This is a genomic window from Lysinibacillus canaveralius (assembly GCF_047301505.1).
GTDB lineage: Bacteria > Bacillota > Bacilli > Bacillales_A > Planococcaceae > Lysinibacillus_B.
Window position 1 is genome coordinate 2,357,507 of the sequence record NZ_CP154840.1, and the last position, 25,038, is coordinate 2,382,544.

General features: G+C 38.7%; 25 protein-coding genes and 2 pseudogenes. 15 read left to right on the forward strand and 12 right to left on the reverse strand.

Annotated elements, in window-relative coordinates:
* Positions 1 to 227: 227 nt before the first annotated feature.
* Both AA0Y26_RS11945 and AA0Y26_RS11950 read left to right on the forward strand, forming a co-directional pair.
* Entirely contained in the window at positions 228 to 1,133 is a 906-nt protein-coding gene (locus tag AA0Y26_RS11945; protein WP_413361915.1) for a cation diffusion facilitator family transporter, read from the forward strand.
* A 239-nt stretch (positions 1,134 to 1,372) separates the two neighbouring features.
* Positions 1,373 to 2,290 (forward strand): leucine-rich repeat domain-containing protein, encoded by a 918-nt coding sequence (locus AA0Y26_RS11950; protein WP_413361917.1) that lies wholly within the window; start codon positions 1,373 to 1,375, stop codon positions 2,288 to 2,290.
* A gap of 126 nt (positions 2,291 to 2,416) precedes the next feature.
* Here the strand turns inward: AA0Y26_RS11950 and AA0Y26_RS11955 are convergent, their stop codons facing one another.
* Entirely contained in the window at positions 2,417 to 3,061 is a 645-nt protein-coding gene (locus AA0Y26_RS11955; RefSeq protein WP_413361919.1) for a hypothetical protein, read from the reverse strand.
* 358 nt (positions 3,062 to 3,419) lie between these two features.
* On the opposite strand from AA0Y26_RS11955, the gene AA0Y26_RS11960 reads away from it, so the two are divergent.
* Both AA0Y26_RS11960 and fosB read left to right on the forward strand, forming a co-directional pair.
* Positions 3,420 to 4,397: a bile acid:sodium symporter family protein gene (locus AA0Y26_RS11960; RefSeq protein ID WP_413361921.1), complete on the forward strand. Its 978-nt coding sequence runs from the start codon at positions 3,420 to 3,422 to the stop codon at positions 4,395 to 4,397.
* Positions 4,398 to 4,558: 161 nt separating this feature from the next.
* Positions 4,559 to 4,984: a metallothiol transferase FosB gene (fosB, locus tag AA0Y26_RS11965; RefSeq protein ID WP_413361923.1), complete on the forward strand. Its 426-nt coding sequence runs from the start codon at positions 4,559 to 4,561 to the stop codon at positions 4,982 to 4,984.
* Positions 4,985 to 5,029: 45 nt separating this feature from the next.
* Here fosB and AA0Y26_RS11970 read toward each other — a convergent pair whose 3' ends face one another.
* Positions 5,030 to 5,593, reverse strand: coding sequence for a class I SAM-dependent methyltransferase (locus AA0Y26_RS11970; RefSeq protein WP_413368183.1), 564 nt, complete (start codon positions 5,591 to 5,593; stop codon positions 5,030 to 5,032).
* A gap of 240 nt (positions 5,594 to 5,833) precedes the next feature.
* Positions 5,834 to 6,439 (reverse strand): LysE/ArgO family amino acid transporter, encoded by a 606-nt coding sequence (locus AA0Y26_RS11975; protein WP_413361925.1) that lies wholly within the window; start codon positions 6,437 to 6,439, stop codon positions 5,834 to 5,836.
* A gap of 100 nt (positions 6,440 to 6,539) precedes the next feature.
* On the opposite strand from AA0Y26_RS11975, the gene AA0Y26_RS11980 reads away from it, so the two are divergent.
* A complete protein-coding gene (locus AA0Y26_RS11980) occupies positions 6,540 to 7,973 on the forward strand; it encodes a PLP-dependent aminotransferase family protein (protein ID WP_413361927.1) in 1,434 nt (477 codons plus the stop codon).
* 110 nt (positions 7,974 to 8,083) lie between these two features.
* Here AA0Y26_RS11980 and AA0Y26_RS11985 read toward each other — a convergent pair.
* Together AA0Y26_RS11985 and ccsB are read right to left on the reverse strand one after the other, a co-directional pair.
* Positions 8,084 to 8,470, reverse strand: a pseudogene (locus AA0Y26_RS11985) (cytidine deaminase).
* A 232-nt stretch (positions 8,471 to 8,702) separates the two neighbouring features.
* A pseudogene (ccsB, locus tag AA0Y26_RS11990) lies at positions 8,703 to 9,842 on the reverse strand (c-type cytochrome biogenesis protein CcsB).
* A gap of 575 nt (positions 9,843 to 10,417) precedes the next feature.
* Between ccsB and AA0Y26_RS11995 the strand changes: the two are divergent.
* The 3 genes from AA0Y26_RS11995 (at position 10,418) to AA0Y26_RS12005 (ending at position 12,507) form a co-directional block, all read left to right on the forward strand.
* Complete coding sequence (locus AA0Y26_RS11995) at positions 10,418 to 11,287, forward strand: sensor histidine kinase (protein ID WP_413361929.1); 870 nt, start codon at positions 10,418 to 10,420, stop codon at positions 11,285 to 11,287.
* The gene (locus AA0Y26_RS12000; RefSeq protein ID WP_413361931.1) at positions 11,284 to 12,024 is read left to right on the forward strand and encodes a LytR/AlgR family response regulator transcription factor; all 741 of its coding nucleotides are present in this window, start codon (positions 11,284 to 11,286) and stop codon (positions 12,022 to 12,024) included. The genes AA0Y26_RS11995 and AA0Y26_RS12000 overlap by 4 nt, the downstream gene beginning before the upstream one ends.
* Before the next feature lie 210 nt (positions 12,025 to 12,234).
* Positions 12,235 to 12,507, forward strand: coding sequence for a hypothetical protein (locus tag AA0Y26_RS12005; RefSeq protein ID WP_413361933.1), 273 nt, complete (start codon positions 12,235 to 12,237; stop codon positions 12,505 to 12,507).
* Between the two features lie 133 nt (positions 12,508 to 12,640).
* Here AA0Y26_RS12005 and AA0Y26_RS12010 read toward each other — a convergent pair whose 3' ends face one another.
* Positions 12,641 to 13,723: an acyltransferase gene (locus AA0Y26_RS12010; RefSeq protein WP_413361935.1), complete on the reverse strand. Its 1,083-nt coding sequence runs from the start codon at positions 13,721 to 13,723 to the stop codon at positions 12,641 to 12,643.
* Between the two features lie 411 nt (positions 13,724 to 14,134).
* Between AA0Y26_RS12010 and AA0Y26_RS12015 the strand changes: the two genes are divergently transcribed.
* From AA0Y26_RS12015 to AA0Y26_RS12045, 7 genes are all read left to right on the forward strand, one after another.
* The gene (locus AA0Y26_RS12015) at positions 14,135 to 14,608 is read left to right on the forward strand and encodes a thioredoxin family protein (protein ID WP_413361937.1); all 474 of its coding nucleotides are present in this window, start codon (positions 14,135 to 14,137) and stop codon (positions 14,606 to 14,608) included.
* Between the two features lie 9 nt (positions 14,609 to 14,617).
* Positions 14,618 to 15,157: a thiol-disulfide oxidoreductase ResA gene (gene resA, locus AA0Y26_RS12020; protein WP_413361939.1), complete on the forward strand. Its 540-nt coding sequence runs from the start codon at positions 14,618 to 14,620 to the stop codon at positions 15,155 to 15,157.
* 304 nt (positions 15,158 to 15,461) lie between these two features.
* Positions 15,462 to 16,121 (forward strand): GAP family protein, encoded by a 660-nt coding sequence (locus tag AA0Y26_RS12025; protein ID WP_413361941.1) that lies wholly within the window; start codon positions 15,462 to 15,464, stop codon positions 16,119 to 16,121.
* 1,156 nt (positions 16,122 to 17,277) lie between these two features.
* Positions 17,278 to 17,424 (forward strand): hypothetical protein, encoded by a 147-nt coding sequence (locus tag AA0Y26_RS12030; RefSeq protein ID WP_413361943.1) that lies wholly within the window; start codon positions 17,278 to 17,280, stop codon positions 17,422 to 17,424.
* Between the two features lie 79 nt (positions 17,425 to 17,503).
* Complete coding sequence (locus tag AA0Y26_RS12035; RefSeq protein WP_413361945.1) at positions 17,504 to 18,262, forward strand: MerR family transcriptional regulator; 759 nt, start codon at positions 17,504 to 17,506, stop codon at positions 18,260 to 18,262.
* The gene (locus tag AA0Y26_RS12040; RefSeq protein ID WP_413361947.1) at positions 18,262 to 18,918 is read left to right on the forward strand and encodes a GAP family protein; all 657 of its coding nucleotides are present in this window, start codon (positions 18,262 to 18,264) and stop codon (positions 18,916 to 18,918) included. The genes AA0Y26_RS12035 and AA0Y26_RS12040 overlap by 1 nt, the downstream gene beginning before the upstream one ends.
* 165 nt (positions 18,919 to 19,083) lie before the next feature.
* Positions 19,084 to 19,638: a GNAT family N-acetyltransferase gene (locus AA0Y26_RS12045; protein ID WP_413361949.1), complete on the forward strand. Its 555-nt coding sequence runs from the start codon at positions 19,084 to 19,086 to the stop codon at positions 19,636 to 19,638.
* 237 nt (positions 19,639 to 19,875) lie between these two features.
* Here AA0Y26_RS12045 and AA0Y26_RS12050 read toward each other — a convergent pair whose 3' ends face one another.
* The 6 genes from AA0Y26_RS12050 to AA0Y26_RS12075 all read right to left on the reverse strand — a co-directional run bounded on the left by AA0Y26_RS12050 (position 19,876) and on the right by AA0Y26_RS12075 (position 24,800).
* Positions 19,876 to 20,793 carry a DMT family transporter gene (locus AA0Y26_RS12050; protein WP_413361951.1) on the reverse strand — a complete coding sequence of 306 codons (918 nt, stop codon included), beginning with the start codon at positions 20,791 to 20,793 and terminating at the stop codon, positions 19,876 to 19,878.
* 151 nt (positions 20,794 to 20,944) lie between these two features.
* Positions 20,945 to 22,555 carry a thiamine pyrophosphate-binding protein gene (locus AA0Y26_RS12055; protein ID WP_413361953.1) on the reverse strand — a complete coding sequence of 537 codons (1,611 nt, stop codon included), beginning with the start codon at positions 22,553 to 22,555 and terminating at the stop codon, positions 20,945 to 20,947.
* A gap of 145 nt (positions 22,556 to 22,700) precedes the next feature.
* A complete protein-coding gene (locus tag AA0Y26_RS12060; RefSeq protein ID WP_413361955.1) occupies positions 22,701 to 22,874 on the reverse strand; it encodes a hypothetical protein in 174 nt (57 codons plus the stop codon).
* Between the two features lie 508 nt (positions 22,875 to 23,382).
* Positions 23,383 to 23,526 (reverse strand): hypothetical protein, encoded by a 144-nt coding sequence (locus tag AA0Y26_RS12065; RefSeq protein ID WP_413361957.1) that lies wholly within the window; start codon positions 23,524 to 23,526, stop codon positions 23,383 to 23,385.
* Between the two features lie 4 nt (positions 23,527 to 23,530).
* On the reverse strand, positions 23,531 to 23,926 hold the full coding sequence (locus AA0Y26_RS12070) for a hypothetical protein (protein ID WP_413361959.1): 396 nt from the start codon (positions 23,924 to 23,926) through the stop codon (positions 23,531 to 23,533).
* A gap of 4 nt (positions 23,927 to 23,930) precedes the next feature.
* Positions 23,931 to 24,800, reverse strand: a complete 870-nt coding sequence (locus AA0Y26_RS12075) for a tyrosine-type recombinase/integrase (RefSeq protein WP_413361961.1) — start codon at positions 24,798 to 24,800, stop codon at positions 23,931 to 23,933.
* Positions 24,801 to 25,038 lie beyond the last annotated feature (238 nt).

Consider the following 25,038-nt stretch of genomic DNA (forward strand, 5'->3'; position numbering starts at 1 on the left):
TCACTTCCCCAACCCCGTATAGGGTAGTTGGGGCTTCTCTTTTATTAGGACTAAAACCTCACTCCAGAATGTAACTGCTCATTATTCATATTTTTTAGCCATTCTTCACTGAAATGTGTTATATTAAATAAGTTGAATATTTCCCAACTTACATAATAGAGGTTGCATCACCTGCGGGTGGTGTGGCCTCTTTCGTATTTATAGGAGTTTTGCGAGGAGGAAACATTTTGGAGTTATATACAAACTTGCGTGCCGGGGAAAAAGGCGCCTATTTATCCATTGCCGCTTATATTGTACTCAGCGCATTAAAACTGGCTGTCGGCTACTTCGGTGATTCACAGGCCTTGCGTGCAGACGGATTAAATAATACTACCGATATCATCGCATCCATTGCTGTATTGATTGGATTACGTATTTCCCAGCGGCCGCCTGATCATAATCATCAATATGGCCACTTGCGTGCCGAGACAGTTGCTTCATTAATTGCTGCATTCGTTATGATTTATGTAGGGATCGAGGTTCTTATCACCGCTACAAAAAATATGTTCACTACAACCCATGAAAGCCCTGATATCGTGACCATAGCTGTATCAATATTTAGTGCCCTGGTTATGTATGGTGTATATCGCTATAATCTTCAGCTGGCTGAAAAAGTGAAAAGCACCGCTGTCAAAGCTGCAGCTTATGATAACCGATCAGATGCATTAGTCAGCATTGGTACGGCCATCGGGATTACAGCCGCAATTTTTGGTTTCCCTATTGTCGATACGATAACAGCTATCCTCATTGGCATTATTATTATCAAAACGGCCATAGAAATTTTTAAAGAAGCCGTGTATTTATTGACAGATGGTTTTGACAGCGATATGTTGGATCATATTAGAGAAGAAATTAAGGCGATTCCTCAAGTTCGAGAAATCCGGGAAGTCCGGGGAAGGCAGCATGGCAGCCTTATGCTTTTAGATATTACCATTGCTGTCAATCCGAACTTGAGTGTGCGCCGTTCCCACGACATTGCTGAGACAATTGAAGAAAACGTGCAAGCTATGGACTCACAAGCATTGGCTTTCGTTCATATAGAGCCTTATGATCCAAAAGATATCCTCATTACAGAAGACGATTATCACTTTTAGCAGCGAATTTCCTCAAGCCGGCTGCTAAGAATATAAGTTTCCAGACACAATACTACCTGATTAAATAAAAATGGGACCGCCTACTATGGTTTTAGGCTGGTCCTTTTTTAAATAATGGCAGAGCGATTCATTTAAAACTGTTTTTTCAAATATAAATATGGAAAGGATCCTACATATCGGTCCGAATAATATAAAGTTGGAGTGTGATGATGAGGAAATGGGTAATTCCTATATTACTTTTGATGTTAGGAGGTTGTGATGCTTCTTTTACTCAACATTCAAAATCAGCTGCCTCGGTCAATACAGATTTGGAAATTTCTCATGCTTTAAAAGAGGATATCGCCTCACAAAAAAATATCCCTACACAAGACCTGCAAACTGACCATATTGAACATATGATTGATTTTTCAATCAACCTTGATGATAAAAGTTTACCAGCTGCATTAAAAGCGATGCAGGATATAAAAATGCTGCGGGTAAATGTCCCTCTTGAGGAGCTTGCTATGCTATCGTTGTTAGATCAGTTACGCTACTTGAATATTCAAGATAATGAAGATGTGATTACGGAACTCGATTTTAAAATATTTCAATCCTTAGACACTTTATACCTTTCGAATAACCATCTGCAGCATATTGACGGCCTTTCCCTTCCCTATAATATCCACACTCTTTGGTTAAAGGATAATGACATTCAGGATTTATCTCCATTACAACCTCTTAGTTCCTTGAGAATTTTATCCATCAGCAATAATGCAGTGACTTCTCTTATCCCTTTGAAGGAATTCAGGGGCTTGAATGTCCTCTATGCTTCAACTAACCAAATCGAGGAAGCAGATATATTGAAAAACCTTTCTGAGCTTGAAAACATCGCATTAAGTAATAATCCCCTTCACTCCTTGAAGTTTGCGAGAAATCTTCCTAATCTAAAAACACTTCTAATCGCCAATACAGAAGTAGCGGATCTTTCTCCACTAGCTCGGCATAAGAGCATTGAAACACTAGACATAAGAGGAACAAATATCACATCGATTAAGCCCCTACTTGAAGTACAGAGCCTAACCCATCTAATACTAGATAAAGAAGCAGTAAAGGATTGGCATTTGCTTGAAGGAAAACAAGGACTGCTCATTTCTGAAACACTTTCTATAGAAGAATGAGCAAAGAGACCAAGGCCTGCCAGAATACTTTTGTATGGAATGCTAGCAGGCCTTCTATCTACTGTTTAGAGAAACCATTAATTAGAAGCCTGACTATTTAGAGACCACTAAAAATTAGTATTGTTTTTAAAACTCTTTACTCCAACCTTCTTCCTCAAGAAGTTCGCCCTTCTCTGAAATATACTCTACAATAAGTGACCCGTGCTTCAGAATGTTTTCTGCCTGAAGATGGTCGATAAATGCGTTAAACAATTGATCGTCCTCCTCCTTTGCTTTCCTCGAAATTGTCATCCATAGCGTCGGTTCCACCTCATAGTCTGTATAGCTAGATGGTGCTAAAGGATCTACGGCAAATGTTTCTCCCGCATTGTCTTCAAAATAAGCAAAAAGGTCCGATGCCTCCGGAATCTGTTTGTTTATATATGGTCGGGCTGCTTTTTCCAGCTCTGTAGTCCACCTCTTTGCAATATATGTATCCGTTACATTTCCGGTTTCACTATCCTCGTAAATCAAAAATTGAATACCGGAGCTCTTCTGTTCGGCCATTGCTGCATATTCGAACTCGAAATTTCCCATGTTATCGTAAAGTGCATCATAAACCACAAAATCCTCTGACAAATATTCCTTTATATAGTCCTCTCCCTGTTCCATCACAGCCTGCTCCTGTTCTTTATCCGGCTTCATTTCCATTATGAAAATAAACGCCAAAATACCAAAGCCGATTAATACTAGACTGATAAAACCTGCAATAATATAAAGTACCTTTTTCATGTAATCCCCCTTTTACGCTCAATGCTGATAATCGATTGTCTGACTTTCATGAGCCATTTCCTGTTACAGGAAAACCTGTTTGCAGCCGATCGATTTTTGCGGGCGTATTTACTTGATTTTACTCCATAAATGATCAGTAATGGAAATACAAATGGATTGTTATCAATATATTCCATGTGTTTTCTATTATACAATGGACGGAAAATCCTCTTAAAAGTTGCCGATGCACCGCTAGTAAGAGTCGCCGTGTCGATTAGACCGGACAGAAAAAGGATACACTTTTGCTAATAAAGCTGCTCGAATTTTTAATTCCTCTCACAATGAGTGTTATCATTGAAGGAGAGACATTTTATTAATTTTGAAAGTAGGCTTGCATATGCTGGAGACGTTGAATGCTCGATTAACAAAATTAATGCCGATTCTGACGCCGCTTAGTCTTATACTAGGAGTAGTGTTCGAGGATATAGGAGCCCAGCTGACATTTCTCGTGGTCTGGCTTTTCGCCTTCATGACATTTGCCGGGAGTCTTGGCCTTGATTTTCAGGCGTTGAAGGTTTTCATTCGTTATCCCTATATGATTTTATTGACGATTATTGGGCTTCATGTCATCATGCCGCTGTGGGCGTATTTTGTGTCGACATTGATTTTTGATGACCACCTTCTCATGATCGGATTTGTACTCTCCGTATCGGTACCCACAGGTGTAACAAGCTTTATTTGGGTAAGCATATCACATGGTAATAAAGCGCTGTGTCTGTCCATTATCTTGATTGATACATTACTGGCTCCACTGATCATGCCTGCCATTGTCCATATTGTAGTTGGACAGGCGATTGATATAGACATGAGCTCCTTAATTATTGACTTATTATGGATGATTGTCCTTCCATCAATTCTTGGCATGATATTAAATGAATACACTGATGGGCGAGTCGAGAAGACACTCGGCAAAAAACTTGCACCGTTTTCGAAAATATCTCTTTATTTTATAGTCTTTATCAACAGCAGTATTATTGCTCCTTATATAAAAGACATTTCATGGGAACTTGCGGGTATTATAGGTGTTGTTTTTTTCGTTGCTGTTTCCGGTTATATTTTATGGATACTGCTTGGCCATTATATCTGGCGAGATCCGACAGTCGTGTCGACCCTCGTCTTTACCGGCGGGATGAGAAACATTGCCATTGGTATCGTTATCGCGAGTTCTTACTTCCCCCCTAAGGTAGCGATACCGATCGTTTTCGGTATGCTGTTCCAGCAGGTCATTGCCTCACAATTCAGCAGGATTGTGGAAAAGTACAGAAAGTATATCGCCTCGCAAGAGCAATTGGAGTAGATGTAAAGATGCTGGATTGAAGAACCAGTACTTACCATCTACTCCTTTTGTTAAGGAAGGATTTAATTGTTCCGCTTGCTTTCCCTCTCATTCTATCTGGTCAGCTATGGTAAAATTGTAAGGTAGCTATTAAGTAAATGTATGATACAGGGGTGATTATTTTGAAAATCAACGGTCTAAACCACCTGTTATTTTCAGTTTCTGATTTAGAGAAGTCGATTGCGTTTTATCGGAATGTATTGGGTGCTAAATTGCTGGTAAAAGGAAAAACGACTGCCTATTTTGATCTAAGCGGGATGTGGCTTGCCCTTAATGAAGAGAAAGACATACCACGGAATGAAATTAGTCACTCTTATACACATATCGCCTTTTCAATAGAAGAAACTGATTTTGATGAGGTATTTAAAAGACTGGAGCACCAGAGGGTCAATACATTACCAGGTCGAATAAGAGATGAACGAGATAAGAAATCCATCTATTTTACCGACCCGGATGGTCATAAATTTGAGTTTCATACCGGTAGTTTGCAGGATCGATTAGACTTCTATAAAAATGAAAAAACACATATGGAGTTTTTTGAAGAATAAAACTTGCCTCTTGTATGGTTAGGCCTCATAACGCTCTCCTATTTTCTATACAATGGCACGAACAATATACCGTGAATATGTGACCGGTAAACCTTTTAACGAAGCATGCTGTTCAAAAATCTTTGTAATGTCTGAAAGATTTGTTTCAAGAACTGCTTCCATAACATCAGGACATTGGCCGAAGCACCTTACCTTAATGACGTCTGCAGGCGAAACCAGATACTCGATGGTGCTGAAGGTTTCTACTGTGGCGGACTGGTAGCGGCTTTGTTCAAGACGGTGGTGGATCATATCTAAAATTGGGGTACCACTCGTTAATGGAAAAAGGCCAGGGAAAAGCTCAGCCAGCTCTTTTCCCTGATCGTCTCCAGGATGCAATCCGAGAACTTTCCCCTCTGCTCTTACTACCCGTTTTAGATCTGGGTAAGCAGAAGTCGGCCCTTTCCGAATATAAGCAAAGTCGAATTCCCCTTCTTCAAACGGTAAACCCTTCTTTGCGCTCCCAACTACAAAGGATACATTAGCTCTGCTATTGCTCTGTCCAATATCCACAAACCCTTTCGTAACATCAAAACCGACAATCTCCTTTGCGTAAGAACTGCATTGTATTGTAAACTCGCCGTGGCCGCAGCCTGCTCACCTGCGCATACCATTCAATGGAGTGCGGCGGCAGCCAGGTTGTTAAAACTTCAGGATTGAATAACTTCATTCCCCGTCCCCTTTCCAATTTACGTACTCTACTTGCCATTATGTAATGTCTTTGGCGAATTTAATTGCTTTTTTGGCGAAATTACTCTCTGATTTGGCGAAATCATCCTTAAATCTGGCGAAATAAATTAAAGATAGCATTCAACTAAAAAGGCTTTTCACCAAATAAAGTGCTGTTCCCCATATAAATAAGGCAGAACATTTATTAAACAAGACGAATACTTTGGGAGAGATATTGATCTTCTTTACTGTGGCACCTAATATTGATAAGCCAAAAAACCAAACCCACGATACAAAAATACAGGCAAGTGCAAACGATACGAGATCTTGTTCATTATATTTTACTGCGCTTGTACCAATAACACCGATTGTATCCAATAAGGCATGTGGGTTCAGTAATGAAACAGAAAGCGCAAAAAGAATCTGTTTCTTTACCGACAATGCTTCCTGCCCTTGCATATTGGCTGCTTCTGATGACCAAATCACTTTTCCCATATAGAAAAGAAATACAATCCCTCCGACTAATAAAACAATACGGAGCCATTCAAACTGCAAGACGATTAATGATAACCCCAAAATAGCAAGTATAATGAGGAGCGTATCACAAAGTGCTGCTGTAATAGTAGCGGGCAAGGCTTTGATAAGACCAGGTTGTGTAACCCCTTGCGTAAAGACGAAAACATTTTGAACACCCAAAGGTAAAATAAGTCCAAAAGCTAATAAAACTCCGTGAATAATCGGCTCCATCCGCTCACCTCCTTCCTTGTATATCCTACATGTGTTATAACTAGAAGAAAAGGTCCAATTGGTTGGGGATTTATCCATCCAATTTTAGAGGAGGGAAAAAATGAACTGGCAGCCGAACCGCTCATCACCTATGAGTTTATCCAAGCAGATCGCTCAGTGGATGACAGAACAAATTCAACAGGGTGAATGGACAATTGGTACAAAATTGCCTCCTCAGCGTAAACTTGCTCTTTCACTTGGTGTCAACCGAAGTACGCTTCAGGAAGCACTTGATGAATTAAAAGCTGATGGACTATTAGCTTCTAAAACGGGCTCTGCCACATATGTAGCAAATGACTCCTGGCATATTCTTGTAAAACAAAAGGAGCCTAATTGGCAGCGTTTTATCGAAACAGGAATACATAAAGCCAACTTTCATACAATCCAATTGATTAATGAGTTCGAACAAATGGATTCCATTATTCGTTTAGGCACTGGCGAACTAAGTCCTTCTTTATTACCAACCGATGATATTCAAGAATCACTCCGTCATCTTGATTTCGACGGAAAAGCACTGGGCTATTCTTCTCCGCAAGGAAGCTATACGCTTAGGCAGGCAATTTGCGACTACGTTAAAAAACGGGGAATTGACACCTCCCCGGAAAACATCTGCATCGTCTCTGGCGGATTGCAAGCGCTCCAGCTTATTGCACTTGGATTGCTGAAGCCGGGTTCTTTTGTCTTTCAAAGCCAATTTTCTTATTTAAATTCCCTGCATTTGTTTCAATCGTTCGGAATGAATTTATACAGCCTGTCAGAAAATATAGGGCCTGAAGAAATGGTGAAACAGATTCATCAGAAGAAGCAATCCATCCTTTATACAATTCCTACCCTTCATAATCCAACAGGCACAACCATGGATTTTGAGGAAAAAATGCGCCTGTTGAGTGCCTGTGAAGCCGCCCAAGTACCACTTATTGAAGATGATGTTTACTTTGAGCTTTTATTCGAAAAATCCCCGCCTGCGATGAAATCGATGGACCGTACAAACCAAATTATCTACATTGGCAGCGTCTCAAAAACATTAAGCCCTGGATTACGCATCGGTTGGGTAATCGCCTCTACACCTGTCATTCATCGATTGGCAGATATTAAAATGCAAATTGATTATGGATCTAGTGCTATCTCGCAGCAAGTTGTCGAGTATTGGTTACGGTCGGGTTTATATGAAAAGCATATTGAAAAGCTGAAGGGCCATTTGAAAGACAGAGCAGCATTGATGGATGAGTCATTGAAGACGCATTTACACCATGCGGCTACCTGGAACTCTCCTCAAGGCGGATTTTATATTTGGCTAAAATTTAATGAGCCGATTGTGACGACTGAGCTGTTTATGAAGCTTTTGAAGAAAAAGGTATTGATCAACCCAGGCTATATTTATTGGCCGGATGATGCTTATCATATCCGCTTGTCATTTGCATATTGTACGGAAGATGAGTTAATAAAAGGTATTAAAATACTAACGGAGGAAGTTCAAAAACTTTTAGATAAGTGACTTTATGTTTTCCTCACCTCTGTAGAAACTAAATACCATTGAATGAAATAAACCGCCCACTGCTTATATGGGCGGTTTCATTGTCAGGCTTACTGAAGTAACCAGTTGTATTATCTACTTTTCCACTCTTCTAACAGCTCATCGTGATCTACCTCTGTCCAATGATACGGCTGCAATTCACTTAACGGCTTGAAATGGACTGCTTGCTTTGGATTGGTCTAGCACATTGCACTCTTGGGGTCCCCAGTAAAACAACCGCTCCTGACAGATGCCACAGGGTGACAGTATTTTCAGTTCAGAACTTTCATCAGCTCTCGCTAAACAGATAGAGTGCGTCACTTTCTTACCGAATTTGTGAGCTTCTACTATAGCCCCTGTTTCCATGCACAGTGCCGTAGAATCATTTATACAATCTGGGGCTACACTCGTATAAATTGTTCCGTCTTCGACCCGGATTTCCGCGGCTCCCCCCAGCCAGTCGGATATCTTTGTTCAATTAACTGTTACACTGCATCATACATCTCTTGTTCAATTGATATACTTATTTTCAAACACCTCTTTTTGCAAAAAAGTTGAATAATTATCTAGTATGATTTACTATATTATAAAAATGCCCATAACTTACAATATTTATAAAATAGGCAATAGAGAAATATATCCCCTGCCTTTTTTAAGAACAGAGATTTTAAAAGCTACATAATACTTAACTCAAGAGAAGTCCCCTTTATTCTAAGCATATGAATGAAGACCTGCAATCACTAAATTTACAAATACCTGGTTAAATACAATGAGCCCGAAACCGATAATGGATAGCCAAGCTGTCCGTCGTCCTTCCCATCCTTTAGATAAACGAAGGTGCAGCAATGCAGCATAAAAGAGCCAGGTAATCAACGCCCATACTTCTTTTGGATCCTACCCCCAGTACCTTCCCCAAGCAATTTGTGCCCATCTCATCGCAAAAAAGAGTCCACCCAGAGAAAATAATGGAAAACCTATTAAAATAGCTCGGTAAGCTATTTCATCAAGCAGCAGTGGATTTGCCTTTTGGGTAAAAGGCTTTACTAATTGAATGATACTTTTTCTTGTTCCTAAACGGACAAAGATATATATAATAGTCCCAGCGATGAACGACCAAAGGATGGTAGTAAGCTTCCTTGCATCAATAGTATTTGGGATTTCCCATATACCTCCAGTATCTTTAATTTCAGCCAATTCATTGACTATTATAGGGGGCATCGTATAGGTGACGGTTTGAGCAGCCTCTTCAATATTACTAATTTGCATGGTTACAGGAGTGTAGAAAAGATTGAACGATACCGAACTAACGACAAAACCGCACACGATCATCAAACTATAAAAGACAGCTTCTAGGCAGATACTCTGTACAGATCTTTGATGAACATCAATGGTACGAAGTAAATACATAAGGCCCATTACGAAGGCAATCGACAAAATGGCACTGGAGGCCGCTACCGTAATAACATGAATTGCCAGCCAGTTGCTTTGCAGGCTAGGCAGTAATGGAGATGCTTCATTCGAAAAAGCACTGCCATATCCGATTATCAACAGGGTAATTGGAATTGAAAAAAGCCCAATCATCGTTTGTTTGTAAATGAAATGGCTCACCAGAAATGCGCCGTGAAGCATGATACCAAAAAAAGTCATGAATTCATACATATTACTGACGGGAGCATGTCCCACTGCCATCCACCTTAAAAGGAAGTAACTAATTTGGAGAATAAATGCTAGATAAGCGATCACCATACCGATTTTTGTAATTACGCCGCCTTTAGATTTTACTGACAGCCCTAACGGAATAATTGCCAAGAGTAATAAGGTAAAAGAAACAAATAGGGAAACACTGCTAATTTACAATAAACTTTCATTATTCAAATTACTTCCAACTTTCTATGACAAATTTGCAACCAAATTTATTATAAAAAGCGTCCTGCTACTTGTATGGTATTTATCATGAACGATATAAAACTCATCTTAAACGCAATAAATGATATCATTTCACTAAAAGGAGAAAAATAATGGAAATTTATTCGATGGCAATTTTTAATTTTATCATTACTTTTATCTCCCTCTTTTACGTGTTGGATATTAACCCCTCTTTCAAACGGCTGATGTCCTGCTTCTTACTGAATCTTTTTATCGCGACCGCGGCTGCAGAATTTCAGGAGATGCAGTGGCTCCCTATCCTATTATGCGTTTTCCTAGGCGAGAGTTTATTTTATGTATTTACAAGAAACTGGTTTGTTTTTTTACATATTATCAATATCCATCTAATTACGATTGTAATTGAATCATTTATTTTATTTGTTGCAGCATCGGTTCCTATTCCGCTCACGTTACACGGAGTCATTATTTTAGGGCTGCTTTTCGGTAGTCTTTCCCTCTATAAAAAACGGGTGCCTTCTCTATTCTTACAAATAGATGAAATGGCTAAATTTAAATGGAGTCGCTATCTATTCCTAATAGCGGTCGTTTCTTTTTTCATTTTCTACTTACAAATACCTGTACCTGCTGCTAATGGCGAGCTGCAAGTTACTATGTTAAATCTTATAATCCTTATTGTTTATTCTTTATTTTTATTACTTTCATTTAAATTGATTGCATCGATTTGGAAAAAAGAAGTTGAATTAAAGCAAAAAGAAGCCGAACGCTACTATTTTGAAATGTATTCTACCGAATTAGAAAAAACAAATAAAAGAATGAGAACTCTGCAGCATGATTATGCCAATATCCTCCTGTCCCTAAATGGCTATATTCAAAATCAGGATATGAAAGGCTTGGCCGCTTATTTTAATAAATTTGTCTTAAAGACAGGTCATCATGAGCCTGGGGTTTTTCCTTCTCTCGAGAATATGTACATTTCGGAGATCAAGGGCTTGCTTGCCGCAAAATTACTTAAAGCGGGCGATCTCTCCGTTTCAGCACAAGTAGAAATCCCCGAAAAAATTGACTATATATCAATTGATAAAATCGATTTGTCAAGAATTTTAGGGATTTTATTGGATAATGCAATTGAAGCAAGCGCGGTGCAGGAATTTTCTCAAATACAAGTTGCCTTTTTAAATACTCATAATAATGGTGTATTGATTGTAATCAATAATACTCTCAAGCAGCCATTTCCAGACATGAGCAGGTTATTTGAGGAAAGCTATTCTACTAAAGAAAATTCCAGAGGCTCTGGACTATATAATGTAAAACAAATTTTGTCAAAGTACCCTGCTATTACGCTAAATACATATTTAGAAAACGAATGGTTTATACAGGAATTATTAATAGAAAGGAAGGAAAGTAAATGAGAGTAGCTATTCTGGAAGATGATGTATTTCATCGAGAATTACTTTTAAAAAGCATTCGAAATTATGCTCTTTTTCAGGAGCCTTCAATTGAAATTTCTATATGTACAGGTTCTCTTAAGGATCTCATTCAGCATAACGAATTCAGCAAAATTGACTGCTATTTATTGGACATTGAGCTGAATGATCAAATAGATGGAATGGAGTTAGCTCAAAGAATTAGGCGCATGGATCCTTTTGCTCATATAATTTTCATAACAAACCACGCTGATCGGCTGCCTTTAACATTTACTTATAAGCTTGCGGCATTAGATTTTATCATCAAAAAATCCCCTGAACAAATGGCGCTAGATGTAATAAAGGCATTACAGGCAGCCTTTGAAAAGCATAAACAAATTGGGACAGTAGACACCTCGAAATGGTTGCAAAACAAGGTTGGAGAAAAGATAAAGAATATTAGACTCCAAGATATTTACTATATTGAATCTTCGGTTCATCCGCACAAACTTGAACTATATGAGAAAAATGGACGTCATGTCTTTTACGGGAAACTAAAGGAACTTGATACGCTCTCCGAATATTTTTTTCGTTGCCATAAGAGCTGTACAATTAACTTAAACCATGTAGTTGAAATTAATCTAAAGAAGCGCTGTGTCATTATGTCAAACGGAAGCGTATGCCCTGTAGCCTTCCGGTTAATTCGTGAATTGCAAAAGGCGATGAAAAGCCTTACCGGGTAGGCACGAAATATTTAATGCTTTAAATAAAGGGATTTTGAATATTTTGATTGTATTAATACAATGGACGAAAGTTATTTCTCATCTCTTGAAATGACAAATACATTAGCCATTTATTACGGGCAAAACACAATAGAGCGTGCTTTTTCGAAGTGCCGGAATTTGGGAACCTACTGTATCATTCATTCTTATTAGTTTTAAGGAGCTGATTGGATGCTTAGCGACATATTGCAAACCTTCATTACACTTTGGGGTGGAAAAAATGCTTATCCTACAGAAGAAAAAATTAACCAGAATTTAAAGCAACTGAGGTGTGAAGCATGGTTTCAAGACCTTTTTTCCAATCATACGGGACTTTTTATGGAAAATAAGGAGATCCGCTATGTTATTGGAGCCGTAGATCTTGATAAAGTACTTAAAAATGAAAAAGATAAAAGTAAATTCCATGAAGTTCTCTCAATATTAATTGATAAAAAACAAAGATAATTGTTTCATTATCACAAGAGGACTTTATAAATAATGACATACTCCCTGCTCTTAGGCTTTGAAATTAGAATTAAATTTACCATATTCCATAAAAAAAATGCCTCTCATCTCTGAAGGCATTTTTTTCATTTTTTCACTTTTGCGGCAGCTTGCCAAACAGCATCCATGCCCGCGGGAACAAGAGATGCACAGTACGAATGAATAAATAGCAGCTTAATAGTACAGCAAGATAGCAAATAAGCATGTAGGCATGATATTGAGTAATCGTTTCCGGCACCAAAATCTGCTGCCATACATATAAAAGCCATGGGTGGACCAGGTAAAAGCCGAAAGAGTAAATACGCAGATGCTCCGCCCATTTATTCAGCCTCGTAGATCCACGATGTTCAAGCCAGATGCTGACCTTAAAGAGTACATAGCAGGCTGCTAAAAAATAGACAACTGCTAATAACTTAAATGGTATATATGGGATGTTTGTCAAACCAATGATATTGCGGTAATAATACAGTGCCGTGTATACCAGACCGAGTATGACCGTACACATAACGCCTAACAGCAGCCACCGTTTCGACCATTCCTTTTTTAAGATTGGATAGTAGACGCCTACCCACCCTCCGAAGAAGAAGCTTGCAATATAGACTGTAAACAGCGGGAAGCCAAAATGAATGCCGTTTTGCTTCATTACTGTCTGCACTACTACTTCAACAACGATTCCTATAATCGGCAAATATTTTTTAAACCAATGAAATTTATGCATCAAGTAAATGAATAATGGCAATAAAAAATATAGCTGCACTAAAATGAGGATAAAATACAATTGATAAAACGATTGTCCTGTCACTATACTTTTTACTACCGGACCTATTCCCTCATACTCCCTCATCCCTATATAGACCGCAAACCATTCATAAAAGATAGACCATACGAAAAATGGAGCCAAAATATAGAGAAAGCGTTTTTTATAAAAGTTTTCCCATGTTTCTCTTGTAAAGGGACGTGAAGCATAGTTGTAAAACAATAGTAACCCGCTCAGGAATACGAATACCGCACCTTCAAAGCGAGTGAACCGATTGAGTATTAAGTATATAAAATAGAACGGATCGTCTGGAGACAGCTTTCCTAGAGCCCCTCCTGTCACATGAATGAGTACGACGAGCAGCATGGCTGTCACGCGCATAAACTTCAGCGATTCAATTTTCTCTTTCCTTACTTCCACTAATGAATAACCTCGTTTATAAATGAATATATTTTCGAGCCAACAAAGGTACAGCTCTCTGTGATAAGAAGTTTATTAATCTATCATGGATTCACAGTAGATCGGATTTTCTTTTCTCAATCCGCTGCCATTGATAAAGAAATGCTTTCTTCATAATGAAACTAATTAAAATTAACATGTTTTTAAGATGCATAATGTAAATAGTACCATTACTTGTATCTTGCTGTACAGTTGAATTTCCCTTTTTGATATCCACTTATTCATTAGCATTAATGAAAAATGTGAAATTCTCTTTTCACAAAACCTCCCTATTTTCTCCACAAATTGATAAATAATCGTTTAATAATCAGCAGAATATCTTGAATTCGAAATATTTTCTTTTTACAATGGCTAGCAAGGAGGTGAATATTATTGAAAAAGTTAGCTATAGTAGGTGGAATTATTGCTGTATTGGTGATCGGAATTATTTTGCTGACGAATAAATCGCAAAATGACATTCTAGAAGCTAATGATAATCCATACGGTACAGATAACTTAGAGCCATCTACCATCGAGTTATTAGCAGATGAAAATTACCAACATATTATCCTCCCTGATGATTTGGAAAGTAAAATCGACAGTAATGAAGGTACATATGCATATTTTTTCAGTCCAACATGTCAGTACTGTAAAGCTTTCACGCCTGTTCTTATGCCTATTGCAGAGCAATATAGCAAAACGATCGATCAACTAAATGTGTTGGAGTTTGATATGGCTTGGAATGAGTATAAAATCGAATCTACTCCAACACTCATTTACTTTGAAAATGGAGAAGAAGTGGCTCGAATTGTGGGAGATGCACCTGAAGAGGTAGTTCATGAATTTTTTCTATCGACCGAGTCATAATGCTGAAAAATGAAGAAAAAGAATAGAAGAATGACAAGAAGCATTATCTTACTTACACTCTTTGCTGCCATTGCCTATACTGTCTACTCTTCGCTAACGAAAGATCAAGTGGCGGTATTACAAGTTGGTGATCCTGCCCCTGACTTCGAATTGGCTGGTCTAGACGGACAAGTTTATCGCCTTTCTGATTATACTAAACAGGGAAAAGGGGTATTTCTGAATTTCTGGGGAACTTGGTGTGAACCTTGTGAGCGTGAAATGCCGGCAATGGAGCGCCAATATCATCAATTTGCTGGGGAGAACTTTGAAATGATTGCGGTGAATATCGCGCAGTCAAAATTAGAAGTGTCAAAATACGTGGAGCAAATGGGCATGACTTTTCCTGTCGTTATAGATGCAAACAAAAGTGTACTAACTGCCTATAATATTAGCCCCTTACCTACCACGATTCTCATCGATCCGGAGGGTAAGGTCAAACGGATTGTGACGGGCGAAATGACCGATCAATCCATTGAACACTATATTGAAAGTATATTACCTGCAACGTAACCCCTTATACGTTTCTATCTAGTTACAATGTCATTATACAGGCGGATCTGATTTCACGGATCTGCCTATATCTATTTGTTCGTCATATTTTCTTCCGCTCCTGTCTATCCTGAGCAAACATGTTCATGTACTGATGAAGCCAAAAATTCATCGGCAGCAGATTCTAATAAATGTCATTCTTTCATATTCTGAATAGCCGGTTCTATAGAATCTAAAACATATGCAGAATGCAACCGAAATACGTTAACGTTAGGAAGACTGCTGCCTTACGATCTGTTTTTAAATTCACTGAAGGAGAGGATTTATGAGCACTCTGCTCTATATCATTGCTGGATTAGCCTTTGTTGATATGCTGCTGCCTGCTACATTAGGAATTACCCTATACTTGCTGCTGACGATGAAAAAAAAGGTGACAAGGCATCTATTTGTCTATCTATTTACCGTTTCGAGCCTGTATTTTGGTGTCGGCGTCTTATTAATGTTAGGGCTTGGCTATATTCTCCGTTTTTTAAGTGACATTTTCCAAGATAATTTGATTAGTTGGGGCCTTTTATTAATTGGGGCAACCTTATTTATTACAGGCTTCTATTTACCGAGAAAAGGGAAAAAGAAAAACAAACGTCCAATGCCGACATTAAATAACATGTATTCAATGGTTGCAATCGGCTTTACGACTGCATTGGTTGAAGTTAGCACGGCTTTCCCTTATTTTGCAGCAATCGGGTTAATGACCTCAGCTAAACTGACATGGATTGAATGGCTGCCGATCCTTATCGCTTATAATGCGTTGATGCTTGTACCGTCCATCCTCGTTTTTCTATTCTTCCGCTTCTTTTCCAATGGAAAGTACAAGCGGTTCGAAAAATGGAGATCCAAGGTAGAAAACAACAGGGATACCTCGCTTTCTTGGTTTGTTAGTATGTTTGGTCTATTGCTGATTTTTGTTTGCCTCGATTATTTATAAGGACAAGGCCTCCATGGAGGATAGAAACAACAGGTCAAGGATCGATTAATCTTTTCTTGAGCTATTCTCCTCTATGGGGACAGCCTCGCTTACTGCTAGATCCATTATTCAATTATTAATCATGTACAATTCACCTTTTCACTGTTCCCCCCATTACCAGAAAGCAGATTTTTTTCTGCGTTTTCATACAAATGACATAACATGACTCTTCTGAAAGACTCTCTTTAAATTTCCTCATTCCTTCGCTTGTTCATTATGTACTATTGTAATGTCCGCTTTCTCCTCGTTTTGCTATCTTTTCTTTCCTGCCAGTAATGACTTCACCAGTGCATTCTTTTTCTTAGTGACCTCCATTGTCCTGCGACATATTACTTGCCCTGTGAAAAAAGCTGCCTTCGAATTTTTGAATAAGTGTTGTCCTTCTTGGTTACCACTGTTCCCCGTTCACCTCTATCTTCTTGTTTAATTTTCTATCAGTACAAACAATCGGTTGCAATGATGAATGAGCTAAAAAGCCCTTTACACTTTGCTCCCTTTTAGTGTAAATTTACACTAATACATACTAAATGGAGGAATGATAAATAATGCGTGGCCTTATCATATTGCTCTTATTTTCTCTTACGTTGGGAATGAACTTTTGGGCAGGCTTAAAATACCCAGATGTCGAACCAAGTATAGTAGGTTTACTAACTACGGGTATATATCTTCTTGCGTTGTTTAGTTTACGTAATAAAACAATCCTGTTTCTTTGTACTATATGCAGTTGCCTGACTGGAATTTTGTTTGCGATGGAATCTTCCCTTATCGAAATTGCTTTCTTGGATTTCCTGGGTGCAATCCGGTATCCGCTTTATGTTTTTTTCATCATGCCCTTGTTCGGACTAAATAAGGTTTTCTCCCTGCCTATTCATTCATTTGCCTTTTTATGTACCGGAATTTATATGGTTCTATGCCTCTTCAGTTTAGTAAGAGTACCGAAAAGCTTGATTGCAAGGTAATTCTTATTTTTTCTTTTAAGCCGGCTCTGTATTTTTTGGTTTCATGTAGGTTTTCTAATAATTACACTTGAAGCTGACGCAACGTCATTTATTATACTTATTGATAACTGAAGGAGATGTTCATAAAATCCCAGCATATGAATGGAGGTTATCAACGAATGAAAATGAATGATTTAATAATTTATGGTTGTGTGATTATCGGGGCAGGAATTGGATTGTTGACAGGAAATGCCTTTCAATTTGTGTTGATCGGCTTAGGGGTTGGATTTCTTCTGCAATATTTAGCGGGGAAAAGCCAGCATTGAGTCACTTTTACTCTACCTTACGATGTTAAGAAGGTTGATTGTCTTGCTTAAAACATCTTAATTTGAAAGGATGATTCCGATGCTCCATATTAATAAAGCTGCTGAACTGATGGGGGTTACAGTAAGGACCCTTCGCTACTATGATAAAGTCGGATTAATTCAGCCTGCTGCAAAAACTGAAGGCGGACACCGATTGTATGCTGTTGAAGAATTAAAGAGGCTGCAGCAGGTCCAATTTTTAAAAAAGGGCGGTTTCTCGCTAAAAGAAATAAAGAGGATTTTAGACTCTCCAGATTGGGACTGGGGCCAAAGCTTAAAGAATCAGCTGGCATCTGTCTTAGAAGAACAAAAGAAGCTTGCCAATATGGAGACTGCTTTAAGAGAGCTGATTAATAGTATCTCATTGGAAGGAAATAACGAGGATAAAGCCATTCAAAATCTTCTGCAGCTCTCTGCACAACATGAGGAAATAAGACAGCAATTTCGAAGATCATTATTTACGAACCAAGAACTTACACTTCTAAAAAAGGTACCTAATATGGCTGAGGATTCCGTTGAAACCCAGGAATGGATTTCGCTCATCAATCAGCTTACTCACTGTATGCATGAAGGGGTTCACTCCCCTAACGTCCAAGCTATTATAGGAAGGATGGATGAAAAACGGCTTGAATCATTTGGCGGACATGACGATTTCATCGATAAACTCTGGAAAACACGCATGTCTCCAGAGCAATCACAAAAAGCAGGCATGTATCCGATTGAGCAGACGATACTCGAATTTATGGATAGTGCTTATGCTGTATACTTATCCGGCCACCAGACGGAAGGAGAAAAATAATGAGTGTTTCAATGCTTTTGATGATTGGCGGCCTAGCTATTTTAGATATGCTCAGTCCCACTGCACTAGGCGTGACTGTTTATTTACTGTTAACTCATAAGCGGAAAATTGCCACACGCTTATTTGTTTACCTTTTGACCATTGGGGGTATTTACTTTATTTGTGGTTTACTGTTAATGCTTGGACTTGAGTATGTATTGGATTCTATGGCTGAGGTTTTCAGAAGCCAATTGATGAGCCGGGTTATATTTTTCATCGGTCTGCTTTTACTTATTGGCAGCTTTTATGTTCCGAAACGAAGCGGAAAAACGTCTACTTTGCCAAAATCGTCAGGATTACTTCCAATGATCGGGATCGGTATTACAACTGCCCTGCTCGAGATTGGGTTGGCAGTACCTTATTTCGCCGCAATCGGTTTGATGGTGACCGCTGAATTGCCAATGTGGGAGTGGCTTCCGACTCTAATTGGCTATAATGTTCTCATACTATTACCGCCGGTCGTTTTATATTTTCTTCATGTTCTTTTTGCAAAATGGATGCAAAAACCGCTGGCAGCTTTACGAACAAAAATGGATGCTAGTACAGATTCTGCCTTATCGTGGGGTATGAGTATTATCGGTGTCATCCTGATTCTCAATACATTAGATTATTTATAAAGCGCTAGCCGGGTGAACGCTATCTTATACCTGTCCTGCCATCTTTTCAATACCTCTTTTAACCTGCTCCTTTGTCATTTATCAATTTGCTATTTATGCTACAATATATTGGAAATTGCATGGAGCTGAATTTTTGCAGCTCGAATGAAAGGAGCTACATAGAAAATGAAAATAACTACATTTCCGACATTGGAAACAGAACGATTGATTTTGCGAAGAGTAACGAAAGAAGATGCGGCAAGCATGCTGCTGTATTTATCAGATAAGGACGTTATGAGGCATATTGGACTGGAGCCTTTTCAAACAACAAATGATGCGCTGGAGGAGATTGCCTGGTACGACTCGATTGTTAAAGACGGGACGGGGATCAGATGGGGTATTACCCTAAAAGAGGAAGGGAAGGTAATCGGAAGCTGCGGTTTTTTAAACCGTGTCGCAAAACATCGCCGCATTGAAATCGGAACAGAATTGAGCCGTGATTATTGGCATAGAGGAATCGCACGTGAAGCTTTACACGCAGTTATCCATTACGGCTTTCAACACATGGACATTCAACGAATTGAAGCTTTGATTGAACCAGCGAATCTTGCCTCCCAGAAACTATTTGAAAGACAAGGGTTTACTAAAGAAGGGCTCCTGCGAAGCTATGAATATACATGCGGTAAGTATGATGATTTATTCATGTATTCTTTATTGGCAAAGGACTTAAATCTAGATTAATAATAAAAGATAATCCTGTAACGTTAGTGCTGAGACGAGTTTGTCGCAGCAGGTGTGATTAGCTGTATACTTCTACAATTAGATAACGTTTTGCATCTATTTAAATTGCCTTCGCCAGTCTTTCACTGGCCTAAACTTGATAAAACTAAAAACACCTTCCATTTCATTGAAAAATGAGTATAGGATATCATGATTCAACGTAGAGGTGTTTTTTTATGTCAAGGCCTGCATATACTTTTATAGCTGCTCTTTTATTCTTCTTCTTTTAATGATCATTTCCTGCAAAGCACCCGTTCCTAACAGTACTCCAAAGATGATAAGCAAGCACCCAATCAGTTGTGTTCCACGAATCACTTCTTTCAGGAAAACTGCAGTACCTATTAGAGCAAAAATCGTATTAAAGTTTCCAAAAATCGCTGTTTCTGCCGCACCGATCTGAGAAATAGCATAATTATAGGCGGTTTGACCAATAGCTGTTGCCAGCACTGCTGATCCTATTAGGAGTAAATAGTATTCTGACGGAGCCCCAAAAATCTCACGCCAGCTTCCTGGGTCTATCGCTAAACTGCCAAGCAGCAGGAAGAGCGAACCTGCAAGCAGCATATAGCCTGTCAGTAAAAAGCTGTCTACCTCTGCTGATACTTTTCTTATGACTAAAAAACTCAGCGCCTGTGAGATGATTGATAGAAATACGAGAATATCTCCCCACTCGAGCGAATCTCCCATTCCTCCATCGTTTAATACCGCCATCACTACACCAAAAGCCCCTATTACAAACCCTGCAAATTGAAGAATTTGAAAGCGGCTAAAGCGAAATAAAAAGGCAAAGATTGCTGTGACAAGCGGACTAAACCCTATAATAATACTCGTTTTCACGGCAGATGTACCGGCCATTCCTGTAGCAAGGAGCATATGGTGGATGACGATGCCAAGAAGACTAGCCAGTAATACCCACTTCCATTCCTGCCAGTTAAGCCATCTGAATTTCTTTAACCCTATTACTATTAGAACGACTGTAAGAGCGGCAATGAAAATTCGAAAAGCTGTCATAGTTAATGGGTTAAAAAAGGAAACGAGCAATTTGAGTGCAACGACATTCATCCCCCAAAAAAACATAATACCAATCATTAACATGTAAATTTTATATTTAGCCATCGTGTCCACTCATTAGCTGCTTCATATTCGGCATAATGATTTCACTTCCTTATTAGGTTAGCAATCCTTCTAACACATTCACCGTGAAAGAAGGCAAAAGTATGTATGAATGAAACAGCCACATCCGTTTTGACAGATGCAGCTGCTCTGTTTATTCCTCTGTTTCCGGGAAAAAGGCTTGCTCTGTGAATACATCAACTAGCGTTGGGCCTTTGATTCGGATAGCTTCCTCTAAAATTAATTCCATTTCTTGGCCTTCTTCTATTTGATAACCTCTCCATCCGCAGGCAAGTGCAAGGCTGACAAAGTTCGGATTCAGCATTTGAGTTCCTTCCTCTTCATCGCCCGCTGCCCGGATCTTATCACTTTCCATCTGAAGGGAACCGTTATTAAAGACGATAACGGTAATGTCTATTTTATATTGGGAGGCTGTCAATAAATCTGCCAATGTCATTTGCAGACCACCGTCTCCGACAACCGCTATAACTTGTTTGTGAGGACAAGCTAATTTTGCTGCTAAAGCTGCTGGCAGTCCAAACCCCATTGAACGCCAGTAGCCTGAGAATAAGATTTTTTGGTTGCTTTGACGGAAATTTCGATTCATCCAGACAGTTACATTCCCCGTGTCCAGCGCAATAATTGCATCCTCCTCTACTACTCGTTCAATCGCGCGGACAACTCTAGACGGATGAACAGGGAATCCATTGACAAGCCCTTCAGACTCGTTGACTTCTTCCCATTTCTCCTTCGTCTGTGTGACACGCTCCACCCATTCTTTATTCGTTACGTAGTCTGCGATTCCCTGCAGAAGGACTGGAACTATATGCTGGGTATCCCCTTTGATCCCAAAATCGACAGGCATCCGTTTATTAGCATTTTCGATATGAAGATCAATTACGATAATCTTTGCGTTTACGGGTACATATCCATCCGGCCACCATGTTGCTCCAGCTACAAGCACAACATCAGCATCCTTAAAAATGTCCTTTGCATAAGGGTTGCCACCTTCCCCGATTCCCTGCAGCAAATGCTCCGTGGAATTAGGAAAAATGCCCTTCCCTCCTAGACTGTAAAGTATGCCTGCCCCCCATTGCTTAGCCAGCTTTACAATAGTAGGAGCAGCTTTTTCTGCTCCAGCTCCTGCTAGAATCATTGGCTTTTTGGCATTTTTCATAACCGCGACTACCTCTTCTAAGCCTTTAAGATCTATGGAGAAAGTCCCTTTTAAAACAGTCGGTAATGGTTTTGCCTGAGCCGCAGATTCCATTTTAAAGAGGTCTTTAGGAATCGATATATGGGAAACAGCACGCTGCTGTACTGATACTTGTGCTGCCTTTTGCATAATATCGACCACTGTATCTCCATTTGACAAGTTGGCAGAGTAGGCTGCGAATGGTTTAAATAACTCCTGCTGGTCGACATATTGCTGAAAATCAGTACCAATTTTATCTGTAGGAGCTTGGCCGGTAATAACTAAAACAGGCGCCTTATCCGAATAGGCATCTCCAAGACCGTTCAAGAGATTTGTTGCACCTGGACCCATTGTAGCTGTACAAACAGCAATATTCCCTGTTAATTTTGCTTCAGCAGAGGCCATAAATGCCGCTACTGATTCGTGCCTTACTGCAATAAACTCAATTTCGTTCTGTTTAGCGATGGCATCAAGTAACCCAATAATTGCATCCCCGGTTACCCCATATATTTTTTTAACTCCGTAGTAGGAAAGCTGCTCCACTATTACTTCTGCAACCGTTTTTTTCATTGTATAACGCTCCTTTTGGCCTTTATATATTAGCTAATTTCCCTGATCAAATTACGATAAACAATATTTATGCCGTTTCAGCCTACAAAAAACAAGAGGATGTAAACACTCCTCTTGTTTTTTAATCCCATACAAATGCTAGTATTCACTGATGGAGACTTCTATATAAGTCGGAAATAATTCTTGTCACAAAATATGCTGTACCTGCCAAACCGAGAATGCCGAAGAAATATAATACAGGGATTTCTGAAGAGAACAGCATACCTACGATGAACAATACAAATGAAAACACTAATCCCCCTAAATACATTACGTTCATTGGAATCTCCTCCTTTAACTAATTTCCTAACAAACTTTTTTAGCACTATCTTTTCAGTAAAGTATATCCTGTAATAGGAGTTTTATTGCTGTCCTATTATTTACACTTTCTTTACCCTAAAATCCTTGGCATAAGCCAGGCTTATTAGTTAGAACCCGTTTATTTTATGTACGAACGTAAATCTATTCATTACATATTATAGAAATAGCTATCAAATTTTTATAAAAGGATGATGGTAAAATTGTCAGTGTTATTAATATGCGAAAGTTGGTACTAAGCCTCGGCACGCTTCCCTGCAATGGGGAAATATATGATGAGCGGGACATTGACCGCTGGGAGAATGATGGGGGCAGAAGCCTTAGCAAGAGATAGAGCCTTGTCCGGACTTAAACAAAGGCCGCCAGAATTGAGTTTATTACATTTTGCGAAGATTTATGTATTTACTTGTAAAGAGGTTTCATAAAACAAAACACAAAGAGCCTGCTATCGCTTGATAGCAGGCCTTGTATTATACACTGGACATATTCATGAACAATTGATAGAGAATATAAAAAATGAATATGATTAATGCAAATTTAATGAGTTTCTTTGCAATTGCCCATAAAATCGCAATAACGATTAAAAATATGATCACTGCAAGTAAAAGTTCCATTACCTTACCCCTCAACTAAAATTGAGATTTCATCCCCTGCACGCTTAACCGTCCAGTTTGAAGAAAGCATGCCTCGGATTTGTTTCTCGATTGTTTCATCAATCGATAGGTTTAGCAAACCGTTCTCCACTTCCTTATAATGAATATCTTGAATATCAAAACGCATGCGCAATAAATTTTTCAATCCATTAATTGTCACAAACTTAATACGGTAGTTTCCAGAAAAGGCTTGTTGCAATTTTTCCGTCTCCATCTCTTTTAACAGCGTGAAGTCGAATTTGAATTGCTCCTGCCATTCAGCCAGGCGGTCTTCCGCCATACGCTGTTCTACTTCTTCAAAAGAAATTCCGTATCCTTTTAGTGTTTCTATAATATATGCTTCCATTAAGCTGATGTCCATACTATTATTCCTCCTTTAGTAGACGTTTATGCCGTTCTATAAGCACACCTTTTCGTGCATACCCGAATTTGGCAAATAAATCGTCATCTTCTTGCTGTTTCATATACATTTCAATAACTGTGTAGCGTAAATTTGTACATGTTACTTTAAAATCTAGCAGCTTGGAGAGTTGGAGAAAAATACGTTCTACCGTTTTGACTGTAATTGGTTCTCCAAGTTTGTTACCGACACCAAGCCACATTTCATCTATCTCTTCAAGCTGGGAAAAGAAGATTTCTGTTTCCTTTTTATACTGCAATAAAATTGACAGTAAATCAGATGGCATCTCTAATGTTCTGTAAGAAAGACGTTCCATAATATTGATCGTCATTTCCTTTTCATTAATATGGGACCATTTCATCTTCACAAGCTCTGCCGGCTTGATACCAAGCATTGCAATTGTATACGTAATGGCAAGATTTCTCATGGCCAGCCATGCATTTTCATCTGTTTCCGCGATACTATACATTTGATGCCAGCAGTTCAATACGCTACGCAATTCCTTATCTGTTAAAGCAACTAATTTCGGATGCTGTTTCGCTACAGATTCTAATAACGTTTCATCATAAACTTTAATATATTTCCGGCTATAAAGAAATTCCAAATATGAACGAAGTGCAGCCAGTTTCCGATTGATGGAATTTGCAGTAGTATACTTTGTATGCAAATGATGTATATACGCTTTTAATCCTTCAGAAAAGCTTTCGCGATAAGACTCTTCATCTAAAAATTTCTCAAACTGTTTCGCATCATTAACATACTGTTTAATTGTGTGCTGTGATTTGTTCAACCCAATTAGAAAAGCACGAAAAGCCTCAGTATAATGATCTGCCAATGCTTTAACCTCCTTAGTGGCTTGCGTGTGTATTTTTGTTTATTAGTTTAAGTGGCGCGTATAAATATTTATTTTTATACTCTCTATTGTCGGATAATATGTTTGAAATGTCAATTTTTTTGTTGGGTCTCTTTTTCCTTTTTTGATTAATTATTAAGAAATCCCTTTTTTTATGCTAATATGGTTAGCATAGCAAGTTTTCTGTATTGTAACAGATACGAAAAAATGGATATCTTTA